The sequence below is a fragment of the Pigmentibacter ruber genome (genome assembly GCF_009792895.1).
Lineage (GTDB): Bacteria > Bdellovibrionota_B > Oligoflexia > Silvanigrellales > Silvanigrellaceae > Silvanigrella > Silvanigrella rubra.
Window position 1 is genome coordinate 108,876 of record NZ_WSSC01000002.1, and the last position, 15,578, is coordinate 124,453.

The following is a 15,578-nucleotide window of genomic DNA, read 5'->3' on the forward strand; positions in this document are numbered from 1 at the left end:
TTTCTCAATTATATTACATTGTTGAAAGAAACTTAATTATGTCTATTAGTAATCTGGAATTAAGAAAATATCGCAATATTGGTATTATGGCACATATTGATGCAGGAAAAACAACTACTTCTGAGCGAATTTTATACTACACAGGACGTAGCCATAAATTAGGTGAAGTGCATGAAGGTACGGCAACAATGGATTGGATGGTTCAAGAACAGGAAAGAGGAATCACAATTACTTCCGCAGCCACAACCACATTTTGGAAAGATCACCGGATTAATTTAATAGACACTCCTGGCCATGTTGATTTTACTGTTGAGGTGGAGCGTTCGTTGCGCGTACTTGATGGCGCAGTTGCAGTATTTGATGCTGCTAACGGTGTAGAGCCACAGTCTGAAACCGTTTGGAGACAAGCTGATCGCTACAAGGTACCAAGGGTTGCTTTTTTAAATAAGATGGATAAAGTTGGTGCAGATCCTGAGATGTGTATTCAATCTATGAAAGAAAAACTAAATGCAAATGTTGCATTTGCGCAAATTTCATTAGGCGTTGAAAATAGTTTTACTGGGGTCGTCGATCTTGTAAATTTACAAGCTTACGTTTGGCCTTCTGATGACAAAGATACTCAACCTGTAATCCAAGAAATTCCTGCTCATTTACAAGATGATGCTTTATTATATAGACAAGTCTTAATAGAAAATCTTGCTGATTTTGATGATACCCTTGCCGAAGCAGTTTTAACAGATGCAAAGGTAACTACTGAGCAAATTAAAAATGCTTTAAGAAAAGCGGTTATAGATTTAAAAATCGTTCCAATTTTTATGGGTTCTTCTTTTAGAAACAAAGGAATTCAGCCATTACTTGATGCTGTAATCGATTATCTGCCTTCACCTTTAGATTTACCTCCAGTTGAAGGAGTCGAAATAGAAGGTGTTGTAAAAAGTGGAAAACGCCTTTCTCAAGAAGACGAAGCCTTTTCAGGAATTGTTTTTAAAATAATGACTGATCCTTTTGTTGGAGCTTTATTTTTTATGCGCATTTATTCTGGTTCTATTAAAACTGGTGATGCAGTGTTAAATACATTAAAAAATAAAAAAGAACGAGTCACTAAAATTCTTCGTATGCATGCAAATGATAGAGAAGAATTACAAGTTGCATCTGCTGGTGAAATTGTAGCTGTAGTAGGTTTAAAATTTGCAACAACAGGTGATACATTATGTGATATAAATGCTCCAATTGCTTATGAGTCAATGAAGTTTCCTGATCCTGTAATTTCTTTAGCTATAGAACCAAAAAGTAGTGGTGATTTAGATAAATTACAACAAAGTCTAAATAAATTAGCTCAAGAAGATCCCTCATTAAAAGTTTCTACTAGTGAAGAAACAGGACAAGTTCTTATTTCTGGTATGGGTGAGTTGCATTTACAAATTATTGCTGACCGTTTGCTACGTGAATTTAAGGTAAATGCGAATGTTGGAAATCCTCAAGTTTCCTATCGAGAATGTATTTCTATTTCTGCAAAAGCAAGTGACTCCTTTAGTAGAACAATTTCTAACAAAACATTTTCTGCTAAAGTTTCACTTGAAATAGAACCAAATAATGAAAAAACTAGTGTAGAAATAGAAGTTCCAGCTAAATCAATGGTTCCTGCTAGTATTGTAGGAGCTATTAAAGAAGCTTTGCTAGGTTCTGTTGGAAGTGGTACATTATGTGGGTATCCTCTTGTAAATTTAAAGGTTAAGGTAACCGATTATTCCTTCGATTCTCAAGCAATTGATGATGTTGTTTATAAAGTTGCAGCAAGCAATGCTTTAAGAACGGCATTAAGTGCAGCAAAACCTGTCATGATGGAACCTATCATGAAAGTTGAAGTGGTTGTTCCTCCTGATTATAGTGGAACTATAGTTTCAGATATCAATAGCAGACGTGGACATGTTGCAGGACTTGATTCCAGAGGACACTTACAAGTGGTGCATGCAAATATCCCTTTATCTTGTTTATTTGGGTATGAGACTGATATTCGCTCCTTATCCCAAGGAAGAGCAAGCAGTTCAATGCATTTTTCGCATTATGAAGTTCTTCCGAAGAACCTACAAGATAAAATTTTAGGAGTTATCTGAGGTTTGAGATAGCGAAGACACTCATTATAGAGGAATCTTATGAAATTGCTAAAATTAATTTTTATTTTAATCCTATTCATAGATCTTAAAGTTTATGCGGATAAAAATGATCAATTACTTACTCAAGGTAAAGCATTATACAATCAACATTGTGTGATGTGTCACGGAGCTTCAGGAGCGGGTGACGGTCCTGTTGGGAGCAATTTATCTAAGAAAATTCCTCCATTTAAAAAATATAGTGACAAACAGATTATTGATATTTTAAATGGTGGAAAAAGAGATGTTATGCCTGATTATCGAACCACATTAACTGCAGAGCAAAAAGAAGCCATAGCAAAATATATAAATTCTTTATAATTGACTAAATCAATTTTTTAACTTTCCAAATATTTTAAATTTATCATTCAATAAAATGCTTGTCTTGACATGGTATACAAGTGGTTCTAATTTATTCGTATTGTACTTTTAACTATTGGACTGTTTTTATATTTTAGAGGAATAATTTAAAAAATAAAAATTTTTAAATTTAAAATAAACAACAAAAAAATAGTTAATAAACAATTACTAACTTAGAGGGTATTCATTAGTATTATAAATTATGAAAAACCCAATTTATACAATTTTTTTGCGAAGGATTTTTCTATGCTAAACGAATATGGAATTAAAAATGCTGAAATTTTTCATAACTTATTACCAGCTGAATTATATGAACACGCAATTAAATATGAAATGGGTTCTATCATAACTTCTACAGGAGCATTATCTGCAAGATCTGGCGAAAAGACAGGAAGAAGTCCTAAAGATAAACGTATTGTAAGACATCCAGAAAGTGAAACATTTGTAAATTGGGGCGATGTAAATATCCCAATTTCTGAAGAAGGATTTAATGCAAATAAGCAAAAAGCTATTGATTATTTTAAAAATCAACCTCGTTTGTATGTTTTTGATGTTTTTGCTGGATGGGAAAAATCGTGTCAACTAAAAGTAAGAGTTATTTGTTCCAGACCTTATCATGCTTTATTTGTTTCAAATATGTTTATTTTACCTTCAAAAGTTGAATTAGAAAATTTTGGGCAACCAGATTGTATTATTTATAATGCTGGAGCAGAAAGTGCTAATGAAGATATTCCAGAAGTAACATCTAAAACAAGTATCTGTCTTAATTTAGAAGCTAAAGAAATTGTTATTCTTGGTACTGAATATGCTGGGGAAATGAAAAAAGGCATTTTTAGTATTATGAATTATTTAATGCCACAAAAAAATATTTTATCAATGCATTGTTCAGTAACTGAAGGTGAGCAAGGAGATGTGAGTATACTTTTAGGATTATCTGGAACAGGGAAAACAACTCTTTCGGCAGATCCAAAAAGAAAATTAATAGGTGATGATGAACATTGTTGGAGTGAGCAGGGAATATTTAATATTGAGGGCGGCTGTTACGCTAAATGTGATCATCTTTCTATGGAAAAAGAACCAGATATATTTCAAGCAATTCGTTTTGGAAGTCTATTAGAAAATGTAATTTTAGATCCGAAATCTAGAGTGGCTGATTATAATGACTTATCAATTACAGAAAATACAAGAGCATCATATAAAATTGATTATATAAAAAATTCTAAGGTACCATGCGTAACTAGCCATGCAAATAATATAATCTTTTTAACATGTGATGCTTTTGGTGTTTTTCCACCTGTAAGTTTATTAACTTCAGAACAAGCACTTTATTATTTTATGAGTGGCTATACTGCTAAAATTTCAGGGACTGAGGTTGGAGTAAAAGAGCCTTCAGCAACATTTTCAGCTTGTTTTGGAGCACCTTTTATGGTGTGTCCACCCCAAAAATATGCAGAATTGTTAGATGAAAAATTAAAAACATTTCCAAAAGTAAAAACTTGGCTCATTAATACTGGCTGGACTGGTGGAGGCTATGGCTCTGGTGAGCGTATTTCATTGAAATACACAAGGGCAATTCTTGATTCCATTCATGCTGGCACTTTAAAAGATGAAACATTCAAAAATTTTGAAGTCTTTAATCTAAAAATACCAGTTAATGTAAGTAATGTTCCAAGCGAAATATTAGATCCAAGAAATACTTGGAGAGATAAAGAAGCATATGATTTATCAAGAAAAAAAATAGCCCAAATGTTTATTGAAAATTTCAAAAAGATAAAAGGCAGCTCTTTAATAGCACAAGTGGGTCCACAATTATAAGTTTGTATTATTATTTATTGAAAAAATTAATTCTTTCCTCAAAATAAAGTTAACTTTTTTTTATTCTTGGTTATGGTTAAATAAGAAGAAAAAAGTTAACTTTATTTTTTATTATTCTTGCTAAAAATAAAATTTAATTATACTATTAAACATAATTTTATTATTTTTCTAATTCTGTTTTTAATCTAGAATAAATTAATTTTTTAAGGTCTATTAAATAAATGAATATTATTAAATTTATTTTGTTATATTTATCTGATTTTTATTTTCTGATATTTGCTAAATATAAAGTGTATTTTTTTAATGATCTGAAAGAGAAGATTCTCAAATAAACATTTAGAGAATTAATAGGAGTATTAAAATGAAATTTTCCTTGAATTTTTTTTGTTTCTATTTTTCTTTAATATTTTCAAGTTATGCTTTTGGAAAGTATAAAGTAGAATTAATTAATCAAACAAAACAAGATTTAATTTATAATCATACTTATGAAATATCTTCAATTGTTCCTTCTTTTGCTGTATTGATATTAGAAGCTAAAAAGAAAACACATATTCAAGATAATGAAGCTATTTCTTTTAACAACTTTAGAATATCATTTTATGATACTGAACAACCATGTTCTTTGATCACCTTTTTTGGAGTTGACTATCCACACGGATGGGGATTGACAATAAAAATAAATGGGAAAGAGATGGGAACAATTTGTGCAAATAAAAAAATGTTGGTTGATCCTACAATTCAAGCTCGTTTAGAATATTTCAAAAATGATAACGAAGATAATTATTTACGGTTTTCAAATATTGGTTGGTGGCAAAATAGTGATAAATTACCGAGGACTATAACTATTCCTTTATAGTTCATTGTTTTTATTTTATATTTTTTTGGAAAATTATCTTCTAAAACCTACCCTAAAAGATCCTAAATTTTTTTAATTAATTTGACTTTAATTCTTTTGTATGATTATAAAATTACTTTTGATGATAGAAAAGTAACTACTTTACTCGTTTAAAAGGATTAATAATATTAAATTTTTATATAAAAGAACTTTTAAATCTCAGATAGTTGGAAAGAATGTAACAAATAATTGTTGGGCTTGTGCAATAAATGCAATTAAAAGCAGATCTTACCAAGATGAAATGTATTTTGATAAAATTTCTAGATTAAGTATTGATGGATTTAATAATAATAGTCATGGTTCATCTTCAAAAGACTTTATAGAAATTATTAAAGAGGCTGATATAGATTCAATAAACTGTTCTAATTCTCCTAATTTTTATGAATATATAACTAATTTATTAAGAGCTGATTTTTTAAATCAAATTAATTTACCAAAAAATCAAATGGAAAAAATAAAAATTGAATTATTTAAACAATTTTCTGATCTTCTATCTAGATTTGGTCCTATCATGTTTTTAAGATACTCAATTGGCAGTGGAGATAATATTCATGCATTATCTCTTATTGATTTGGATGATAAAACAGTTTGTTTATACAATTCTATGTATGATAAACCGCAAAATATTTCTTGGGAAGAATTTATAGAAGATGAATTTTCATATTTATTATATTCTTTTTACAGTATAGAAAAAAATGTGATATTAAAAGATTTATTTGAAAACAATTTTACTTTATTTTTTTACGATAAAAAATTTGTTTTAGAAAATAGCAAAAAATATTTTTCGCATATCAGGCAGTTTTTTAAAAAGAAATAGCATATGTTTTAATTATTTAAGAAACATTTCTAAAACAAATGGTTTATTATTAGTTAAATATAAATCTTTTCAACAATATGAAAAGATTTATATTCTAATTCGCATTAATTAGTAACAATTAATAAAAATCGACTTTACTATGACTTATAAAATTTTATATATTTAATTTTCTGTTAAAATAAAAATTTACAAAATTTAAAGGTTAGAAATTAATTCATCTCTTGCAATAATTTTTCCATTTAAAATAATTTTTTGAATAGAATTTACATGTTCAATTTTATCGAGTGGATTTTTATCAAGAAGGATTAAATTTGCGGTCTTATTTTTTGCAATTGAACCTATTTTTGTATCAAGGTTAAGAAATTTAGCATTGTCAATAGTTGCTGCTTTTAATATTTGAGAATTTGTGACTCCAGCTTTTGACCAATTAAGCATTTCTAAATATCCATTGTATCCTGGTAAATTTGTATGAATTGCGGCAGATGGAGTATCGCTTCCAAAAAGTAAAAATGCATTACGTTTTGCTAAATAATTTAATGCTTGCTGCCCCTTATTAAAAACTTCAAGAGCCTGTTCTTTAGATATACCTGATTTTATTTCGTTTGCGACAATCTGATTTTTTTCATTTTTTAGCCAGTCCACTAATTTTTTTGGAATTATTTTCCGCACATCTTCTTGTTCTAAAAAATTATGATCATAAAGTGACAATATTCCGTGCATAACTTGTGTAGTTGGTTGATAAGCTATTTTGTAAGTAATAATTTTATTTAGAATATTTTTAACTTCAGGAGGGAGTTCTTTCGGATTGTAATTAAGATGTCCCCATCTCCATAAACCATGAGCATAACCATCATGATTTAATTCTATTGTTTCATGATATGCTTCAAGTGAATTCGCATGAATAATAACTGGAATTTTATTCTTATGAGCTTGATCTATGCTATAAATGAAACTCTTTTCTGAAAGGTTAGGTAACGATTCATTTTTTTCAAAACCTTTTTCATGGTACAGCTTCAAAATAACTCCATTATTATTAATAATATTGTTAATAGCAGTATTTATTTGAGTTTTGTAATTTTTTGCATTGCTGTCAATAGAATGAAATGAATGATCACTTTTTAAAAAGTGTAAAGGATATCCTCCTTTTTCTGCTATAGGCCCACCACTTATTAATAACTGTGGATGCAAAATATTTGAATTAAATTCTTCAATTCCTTTTTTATTTCCAAGTGATAAATCAAGAATTGTGGTATATCCAAAATACAAATAACTTTTTGGAAGTTGAGCATAATAATTTTTTACAATATCTTTATTTAATTTATTTAGTTTTTGTTGAGATGTCATTCCAGGAATACTTTCAGTATGAGTATGTGAATCTATAAACCCAGGAACAATATATTTTTGGTTACAATTTATAATATTAATATTTTGAGTTTCATTTTTATATAGTCCTTGTTGGACATTTTCAATAATGTCATTATTAATTTCAATGTAACCCAGAAAAGGAATAAAATTGTTTTCACTAGTTATTATTAAGGCATTATTTAATATATATCTATTATGTGGAAAGATTGGAAAAATAAAAATTAATGAAATAATTAAGTAACAGAATTTGCTAATAATTTTTGTTGCCTGCATTTGTTTAGTACTCCTATTTGCAAAAAGAAAAAATGATTTATAATTATAGTTGAGTCAAGTGAAAGTATTTTTTTATTTTTTTAAAATATTGAATACAAATATAAATTTTTTAGATATAAAGGAGAAATTCATAAAATATGAAAAATAATTAATTGAAGTCTTATTATTTTTATAGTAACTTACCTTGATTTATTGGTATTTTGTTTTGAAAGGATTACGGAAATGAGTTCAATACATCAAAGGCGCGGACAATGTCATTGTGGAGCAATTTCTTATATTGTTGAGGGCAAAGAAGTTTATCACTCCTTGTGTCACTGCACTGATTGTCGGTGTTGGTCAGGTGCCCCTATGGTGGGATGGATCGCTTTTAAAAATGAACAAATTAAAATTACTGGAAATCCTATTGCGTATGCTTCTTCTAAGAATGCACAACGTTACTTTTGTGGAGCCTGTGGCACAGGGTTATTTTATCGAAATGAAACTATGCTTCCAGGTTTAATTGATATTCACTCTGGAACGTTAGATGATTTAGACGCAAATCCTCCTGATTCTCAAGTTATGGTAAAAGAAAGAGTTTCTTGGCTGGATCACTTTGAAAAATTACCTAAATTTCAAACTTACCCAGGCAAAGATTAATCAGAATCCTACGTGAAGCTTTTCTCTAATTTCAGTGAGTAGAGAGTTTCATGTACAAGCTATAATATATTCTTCTCCGCTGCTGGGAAGAAAATCATCTTTTCGATCTTTAAAATATAAATTTATGATTTCTTTTTTTCCCACGTGCGTTACTTTTTTAAATCCCGCATTTTTAGCATAAATTAACAGTTCATGCGGTGAGAAGAAACTGAGAAAAGGTGTACCTGCTTGTTTAGCACGTAATATTACTTGTTTAAAGTTATTTTTTTCTTTTTCTTCGAGTAGTTCAATTGGCAAAATAAAACTCAAAATAACAATAGATCCTTTAGGAAATTTTGCGAATTGAGCCAGCAATTGTAAATTTGCTTTTTTGGAAAGATATAATGAAACTCCAGCAATTGCTGTTATTGATGGAGATTTTAAATCAAATTTAGAATTTATTAATTTTTCATACCAAGAAATTTTTCCCGATAAATCAACAGAAATATAATTCAAATTTTTAGCTTTATTGTATCCTAATGCCTTAAATCGTGAAATTTTCCATTCTTGAGTTTCTTTTTTATCAATTTCAAAAATTGATACTTTATTTTCCAATTCAGGGTGACGGTGAACAAAAGTATCTATCCCTGCTCCAAAAATGAGATATTGCTTTATTCCAAATTTTATTTTTTCAAGAACAATGTCTTCAATAAAACGGCTTCGAGCAACGATACTTGCTCTAAAACCTTTTGTATTATCTAGATGCATATCAGCTCTTGATTGCCAATCTATCTCAGGATCAATTACTTTTAAAGCAATTTCATCTTTAAAGATATGCGGAGGTAAATCTTTTAAAACATGTAAAGCACGCCATAAAGCCACTCGCACAGCGGTAGGATCTGGAGTTAGATTGTTTTTTTTGTAATTGTCAATTTCTTGCGACTTTATATTTTTTAAATAATTTTCATAAGTTCTTTTTCCTGGCAATAACTTTATTGAATTCCAAGCGGCAATAGCTTCTTTTTTTGATTTATTCTTTTCAAAAGCAAAAAAATCTCGAATAAATGTCATGTATTCAAACTGTGATCCAATTTTGCTTTTATAATTTTTCTGCTTTTTTAATTCTTCACTTTCAATCCAGCCTTTTACTAAATTTCCATAAGTAAGCTCTGTATTATTTTCTAAATTTTTTTTTGCAAATTCTCTTAAATACTCATTAAAATGAAAATTTTTTCCAATTTGTTGGGCGAAAAATTTTCTTGTTTTAGCATCATTTCTAAAATTTTTAACCAAAGTTTTTAATGTGATATTGTTATCACTATCTTTGACTTTTGATTTTTGAGTTGAAATTTTTTTAGGTAATTTTGTGCCAGTTTTTAAAAAATGTTCAATTTGTTTTTGCAATTCTTCTTTTGAACCAGAAGTTGGAAGCTTATATTTTGTACAAAAAGCTCTTAATTCTTCTTTAAGCCAATAATAATTTAAGAAATCTTCCATAGTAATTTTTGTTGTTAATAAAGGTCTCTTAGATATCATAATTTCCTAATTAGCTAATTAATGAGAAAATAGTTAAATTTTATTATTACATTAAAATTTTTATTTTTAAAGTAGTGTATTTCATTTTTATATTCATTAGGACTTTTTATTTTTGAATTGGAATTTAAGAAAATGCTGTTTTTAATTTAGATTTTAAGATATAATCTGTTAATAATAGAGAATGAATATTACATAAATGATAAAGGATTGAGATAATGCAAAATAAATTTTTAACTCAATATGGTCCTTGGGGCGTAATTACAGGTGCTTCCGATGGAATAGGAAAGGCATTAGCATACCAACTAGCACAACAAGGACTAAATTTAATTTTAATAGCACGTCGGGATGAGCTTTTACAGGAAATCTCAGCAGATATTGTTAAACAATATAAAATTGAAGTAAAAATATTATCAATTGATTTAGTAAAACCAAATGCTTTAGAAATCATTAAAATCTTTTGTAAAGAATATAAAATAGGCTTATTTGCTGCGATAGCAGGATTTGGGACATCTGGAGAATTTATTAAAAATGACATAAAAAATGAAATAAATATGTTAGAAGTAAATTGTAAAGCAGTCTTAGAACAAGTACATTATTTTGCAAATATTTTTTTAATGCAAAAAAGGGGTGGAATTTTTTTAATGGGGTCTTTAGTTGGATTTCAAGGAGTCCCTTATAGTGCTAATTATGCTGCATCAAAAGCATATATTCAAAGCTTGGCAGAAGGGTTGTATTTTGAACTTAAGGAATATGGAGTTGATGTTTTATGCTGCGCTCCAGGGCCAGTTCAATCAGGATTTGCTACAAGAGCGAAAATGAAATTAGCTAATACTGCCGATCCAAATGTTATTGCTAAAGGAATGGTTAAAAATTTAGGAAAATCTCTGACTGTAAGGCCAGGATTTATAGCAAAGTTTTTGGGATGGTCTTTAATTACACTGCCAAGATTTTTTCGAATTTTAATAATGAAAAATATTATGCACGATTTTACAAAGCATCAGAGAAATTAAATCAAGTTTATTTTTAATAATGCAATTGTATTCATAAATTTTTTAATAAGGAACTAACTTTTTTGGGTAGTTAAATATTCAAGTACATCATCAGCTGCTTTGGTTGATGGGAATACGGGATAGAAAAATTTAGTAATTATAACGCTTTCAATTATTAGTGTAAGCCTTTTTAACAAAGTCATATTAGCAACATTAAATGTTGGTAAGTGTAAAGCTTTTGTGAACTCTAAAAAAACACAACAACTTTATTTTTTATTGTGCTTAAATTAACTAATTTATTAGATGTTTAAGATAACAATATGTTTGGTAATTTAAAGTTAACTAAATGTGAACAAGCACCATCATCTTGGGGAATTGGTAGATTTTTTGGTATATCAAATAAACTGTCTTTTCGCATATAAAATTCCTACTAACTTTTTTAAATAATTTTATAAAAAAAGTAAGAAATTGAACAATAAGGTATTTTTAGAAAAAGTTAAAAATTATTTTCAGAAATATTTGCATAAATCTTGTCGCAAATGTTTTCTAACGGTAAACAACTTAAACTTTTTAAGGAAAAAGGGTTTTGCAAGTGAACACCAATTTCATCTAGCGATAAAAGAGGATATGATACAAGACCTACGATAATTGCAGAATAGATATTTGTTTTATCATTCATACAAAAGGGTAATAAAATGATAAACATTAAAATAAATCTTCTTATTTTAATTGCTAAGACGAAGGGTATTGGTGTCGATGCAATCCGTTCGCAAGCACCTACTGAATTAAGTAGTAATAAACGTTCATTTTGTAAAAGATGAAACACATATGAATTCATTTCAGGGCAAAGATATTTTTGAAAATATTCATCTAATTTGTAAGCAATATATGATGGTCTGTGTGGATGTTGTGACATTTTTTCTAGATCATCTTGCGATAAAAATTTATTAATTTTTGTTGTACTAGAATCATTTCTTAAACTATTCATGATTACATAAGGCCAAGCTGCAATATATTTTAATATTTTCTTTTTCTCATCTTCATTTTTACAATGAACTTTTACCATTATAGAAAGATTTCTAGATTGATTTACTATATTTCCCCAAAGTTTTCTAGCTTCCCACCAACGATCTAAGCCTGCATTAACCCGTAAGACAAGAAGTATACCTAGTGCAAAGCCTGTATATTGAAAGGGGCTTATAGGAAAAGTCGATATTGGATAAATTTTTTCAATTGAGCTAGTAATATATGCATAGAGCATAAATAATATAACTCTGTGAATAACAACAGGTGTAACTGAACCATTCCAAGTTACTGCTGTTTTAAAAAATGATTTTTTTTCGTGTTGATTTATGAAGTAATATTTTTCATAATTCAAATCGGCTTGGTTCATTGAGAACCTCTTCCTTTACTGCAACAGATTTCACAAAACTCTTTTGCATATGATCATATATCTTTACTTCACCAGTTTCAAATTGATAAACCCAGCCATAAAGTCTAATTTTATTTTGACGTAATGCACATGAAACAGAAGGATGTGTTTTTAAATTATCAGTTTGAGTTAGTATATTTTCTTCAATAACATCCATCAAGTTAAAGTCTTTATTTTTGCTACAAGCTAGAACTCTTTTTTTAGTTGTTTGCGCATGTCTTAACCAGTGCTTAACAGAAGGAAGTGCATCTAAATCAACTTTATCCATAAGCGCAGCCATGGCACCACAATGTGAATGGCCACATATTACAATATTGCTAATTTTCAATCCATCTACTGCAAACTCTATCGAAGCTTCTTCTCCGCCACCAGAAGCTCCATAAGGCGGGATAATATTTCCGGCATTTCGTATAACAAATAGTTCACCTGGCTGTGTTTGTGTTAATAAATTTGGATCAATTCTGGAATCTGAGCATGTAATAAGAAGAGTATGTGGTTTTTGGCCTTGTGATAAAGTTTCAAAAAGATCTTTTTGTTCAGGAAATACGTTTTCAGTAAATTTTCTTAGACCTGGCATTAAATTTTTCATTGTAAGTTCCTTTAAATTTTTGAATATTATTATCTAAAAAAAATAATTTATCAAGAAAATAGATTTTAGAAAATTTAAAGTTACTTTATAAATTTTTGAATAATATTTAAAAATATAAATTAGTTTGCATATAAAAAATGACTTGCAATTTCAGATTTTGAAATTATTATTTCAATAACATATAATATCATAATCAAAAGAGGTAGAAAATGCTTAAAAATATTTTACTCGCTAGTACTCTAGTTTGCTTACAACAAAATTCCTTTTCTTTAAACTCTGTAGCTGACTTATTGGATAATACTGATTGGAGAGGGACAAGTTGCAGTAGCTATGGAGATGGATTATTTCAAGGTACTTATAACTATGTCTTTAAAGAAAACAATCGTGTGGAATCTTATTTAGAATATTATGATGATTATCATTGCACAAAACCTGCAAGTAGAACTGATGCGCAAATAATTGGAAATTATGAAGTCAAATCATTTACAAAAGATTCTCAGGGATATTCAATTAGTTTAGCTGTAAAAATGACTCATTTACGTGAAATTGTAACTTTTAATATAAGATTAAATGATAAAAATATGAAACTTTGTTGGGACAATAGATGGTGTTCAAATTTAATTAAAAGATAAAGAAATTCATTTTTTATATCTTCAAGAAAAAAGGTAGAGAATGAAAGTAACAAATATTTTTGACTTATCTGAAAACAATAAAATAAATTGTTCTAAAAATATTAGTAGCAATAATTTTAAAGAATTCGCTGTTGAGTTAAGTAAAGATTGGCTCAATATTTTGCAAGGAAAATCATTTCTACAAGATTCTCTTTCAGCAATTACAGTAGCATCTGTTGCGTTACCTTTGAATATTGCACTTGCTGTTGCATGTGGGCTGCCTGCAAGCTCCGGCTTATTAGCTGGAGCAATTGGCGGAGGTCTTGCTGCTATTTTTGGTGGAGCGCGATTGCAAGTAACTGGTCCAGCTGCTGCATTAAACGTCATGGTTTTAGCAATTACAAAAGATTATGGGCCAATTGGGGTGTGCTTTGCTTGTTTAGTTATTGGTTGTTTCCAAATCCTGTTAAGTTTTATATCAGCTGGAAAATTTATCAAATATGTCCCAGAAGCTGTCCTTGCTGGTTTTACAACTGGCGTGGGGATTAAATTGTTAGATTCACAAATACCTCAATTATTCGGTTTTGATTATTCTATTTTGCACATTCTTAAAAGTGTAAATGACTATAGATGGCTTCATGAGGTTTCATGGTTTGCAGTTATTTGTGGATTATTTGTTGCTTTTCTTGTTACAGCATGTAAATCCTTTAAAAGGTTACCTGCTTCTTTTATTGCAATAGTTATTGTAACAGCACTTTCAGCGCACTTAAATTGGAATATAGAGAGAGTAGGTGCTATCCCAAATTTTCTTCCTTTTCCAAGTTTTCCTTGGGTAGCTTCAGATAAAATGATTAATTTAATTCTTGTTACAATTCCATTAGCTTTTTTGGCCTCCGTGGAGTCCTTATTATCAGCACAAGCAATAGATAGAATGACTAATTTTAAAAAACCGCACAATTCTAATTTAGAATTGCTAGGACAAGGGATTGGTAATTTAGGCTCTGGTCTTGTTGGTGGCATGCCTGTTTCGGGAGTTATTGTTCGTTCGACTGTGAACGTTCAAAGTGGAGCAAAAACAAGATTATCAGCATTTTTACACTCAATTTTATTAATTTCTTCTATTCTTTATTTTAGTCAAATAATGGAAGCAATTCCGTTGGCCGCATTGTCCGGATTACTTTGCGTTGTAGGGTTTCGACTTGTTGAATTTAAAAGTTTTTATCACCTAATCAAAGAAAATAAATTTCAAGCTTTGTCTTTTTTAGTAACTGCAGTTGGAACAACTAGTGGGCATTTAATGCTTGGATTATTTTTGGGAATATGTATATATTTTTTAAATCGACTTTTTCATAAAAGAAATTTTGATGAAAAGTTATTAGAAAAAAATAGTCATTCAAAGTCAAAAAAAATAAGAGCTTTAATAGATACAATTGATAAGAAAGAAAATCTTTTAAAAAAGAAACATATTAATCTCGAAAAAGAAAAAAATAGTTGGTTCGAACAAATTCGTGACAAAGCTTCTTTTGCTGCTTCATCATTTGTTCATCATAAAGCTTCTATTATTGGTAAAGTAATTTTAGGAGAACAAGTACATATTGCTGCTGAAAGCTCTATTCGAGCAGATGAAGGAACCCCTTTTTATATTGGAAATAATTCTAATATTCAAGATGGTGTAGTAATTCATGCACTAAAAGAAAAATGGGTCACAGTTGGTGAAGATGATTGGGCAGTATACATAGGTGAAAATGTTTCTGTTGCGCATCAAGCGCTTGTGCATGGACCTTGTTACATAGGAAATAATTCATTTATTGGTTTTCAAGCAATTGTGCATGACTCAATAATTGGTTCGCATTGTTACATTGGAATTGGGGCAATCGTTGTTGGAGTTGAAATTCCATCAGGTAAATATGTTCCACATGGAAGTGTTATTGATTCAATAGATAAAGTAGATCTTCTTCCAATAGTAACTGATGCTCATTTACATTTTAATGATGATGTAGTTGAAGTAAATAAAGGTTTAGTTAAAGCTTATAAAAAACATAATAATAATTTATCTGATTCTAAAATAAATCTGTTAAATTTAGGGGCAAAACTAAATTTACAGAGTGATAAATTTTAATTGGAGTAATTA

Annotated in this window: 13 protein-coding genes; 9 read left to right on the plus strand and 4 right to left on the minus strand. The window is 29.1% G+C overall.

Annotated features, from left to right (window positions below):
• The first annotated feature begins 38 nt into the window (after positions 1-38).
• From fusA to GOY08_RS06965, 5 genes are all read left to right on the plus strand, one after another.
• A complete protein-coding gene (gene fusA / locus GOY08_RS06945; RefSeq protein WP_158998171.1) occupies positions 39-2,114 on the plus strand; it encodes an elongation factor G in 2,076 nt (691 codons plus the stop codon).
• 39 nt (positions 2,115-2,153) lie between these two features.
• The gene (locus GOY08_RS06950) at positions 2,154-2,471 is read left to right on the plus strand and encodes a c-type cytochrome (RefSeq protein ID WP_158998172.1); all 318 of its coding nucleotides are present in this window, start codon (positions 2,154-2,156) and stop codon (positions 2,469-2,471) included.
• Positions 2,472-2,756: 285 nt separating this feature from the next.
• Positions 2,757-4,325 (plus strand): phosphoenolpyruvate carboxykinase (ATP), encoded by a 1,569-nt coding sequence (gene pckA / locus GOY08_RS06955; RefSeq protein WP_158998173.1) that lies wholly within the window; start codon positions 2,757-2,759, stop codon positions 4,323-4,325.
• 361 nt (positions 4,326-4,686) lie between these two features.
• Positions 4,687-5,181, plus strand: coding sequence for a hypothetical protein (locus tag GOY08_RS06960; protein ID WP_158998174.1), 495 nt, complete (start codon positions 4,687-4,689; stop codon positions 5,179-5,181).
• Between the two features lie 202 nt (positions 5,182-5,383).
• Positions 5,384-6,037, plus strand: coding sequence for a hypothetical protein (locus GOY08_RS06965; protein WP_407947666.1), 654 nt, complete (start codon positions 5,384-5,386; stop codon positions 6,035-6,037).
• 195 nt (positions 6,038-6,232) lie between these two features.
• Here GOY08_RS06965 and GOY08_RS06970 read toward each other — a convergent pair whose 3' ends face one another.
• Positions 6,233-7,675, minus strand: coding sequence for an amidohydrolase family protein (locus GOY08_RS06970; protein ID WP_158998176.1), 1,443 nt, complete (start codon positions 7,673-7,675; stop codon positions 6,233-6,235).
• Positions 7,676-7,897: 222 nt separating this feature from the next.
• Here GOY08_RS06970 and GOY08_RS06975 point away from each other — a divergent pair, with 222 nt between their 5' ends.
• Positions 7,898-8,311: a GFA family protein gene (locus GOY08_RS06975; RefSeq protein WP_158998177.1), complete on the plus strand. Its 414-nt coding sequence runs from the start codon at positions 7,898-7,900 to the stop codon at positions 8,309-8,311.
• 48 nt (positions 8,312-8,359) lie between these two features.
• On the opposite strand, the gene GOY08_RS06980 is transcribed toward GOY08_RS06975, so the two are convergent.
• A complete protein-coding gene (locus tag GOY08_RS06980; protein ID WP_158998178.1) occupies positions 8,360-9,826 on the minus strand; it encodes an SAM-dependent methyltransferase in 1,467 nt (488 codons plus the stop codon).
• Positions 9,827-10,041: 215 nt separating this feature from the next.
• Between GOY08_RS06980 and GOY08_RS06985 the strand changes: the two genes are divergently transcribed.
• Positions 10,042-10,836 carry an SDR family NAD(P)-dependent oxidoreductase gene (locus GOY08_RS06985; RefSeq protein ID WP_158998179.1) on the plus strand — a complete coding sequence of 265 codons (795 nt, stop codon included), beginning with the start codon at positions 10,042-10,044 and terminating at the stop codon, positions 10,834-10,836.
• A 475-nt stretch (positions 10,837-11,311) separates the two neighbouring features.
• Here GOY08_RS06985 and GOY08_RS06995 read toward each other — a convergent pair whose 3' ends face one another.
• Together GOY08_RS06995 and GOY08_RS07000 are read right to left on the minus strand one after the other, a co-directional pair.
• Entirely contained in the window at positions 11,312-12,208 is an 897-nt protein-coding gene (locus GOY08_RS06995) for a bestrophin family protein (RefSeq protein WP_158998180.1), read from the minus strand.
• Positions 12,183-12,836: a carbonic anhydrase gene (locus tag GOY08_RS07000; RefSeq protein WP_158998181.1), complete on the minus strand. Its 654-nt coding sequence runs from the start codon at positions 12,834-12,836 to the stop codon at positions 12,183-12,185. Before GOY08_RS07000 ends, GOY08_RS06995 begins: the two co-directional genes overlap by 26 nt.
• Positions 12,837-13,045: 209 nt before the next feature.
• Between GOY08_RS07000 and GOY08_RS07005 the strand changes: the two genes are divergently transcribed.
• On the plus strand, positions 13,046-13,468 hold the full coding sequence (locus tag GOY08_RS07005; RefSeq protein ID WP_158998182.1) for a hypothetical protein: 423 nt from the start codon (positions 13,046-13,048) through the stop codon (positions 13,466-13,468).
• A 40-nt stretch (positions 13,469-13,508) separates the two neighbouring features.
• The gene (locus GOY08_RS07010; RefSeq protein ID WP_158998183.1) at positions 13,509-15,566 is read left to right on the plus strand and encodes a SulP family inorganic anion transporter; all 2,058 of its coding nucleotides are present in this window, start codon (positions 13,509-13,511) and stop codon (positions 15,564-15,566) included.
• Positions 15,567-15,578 lie beyond the last annotated feature (12 nt).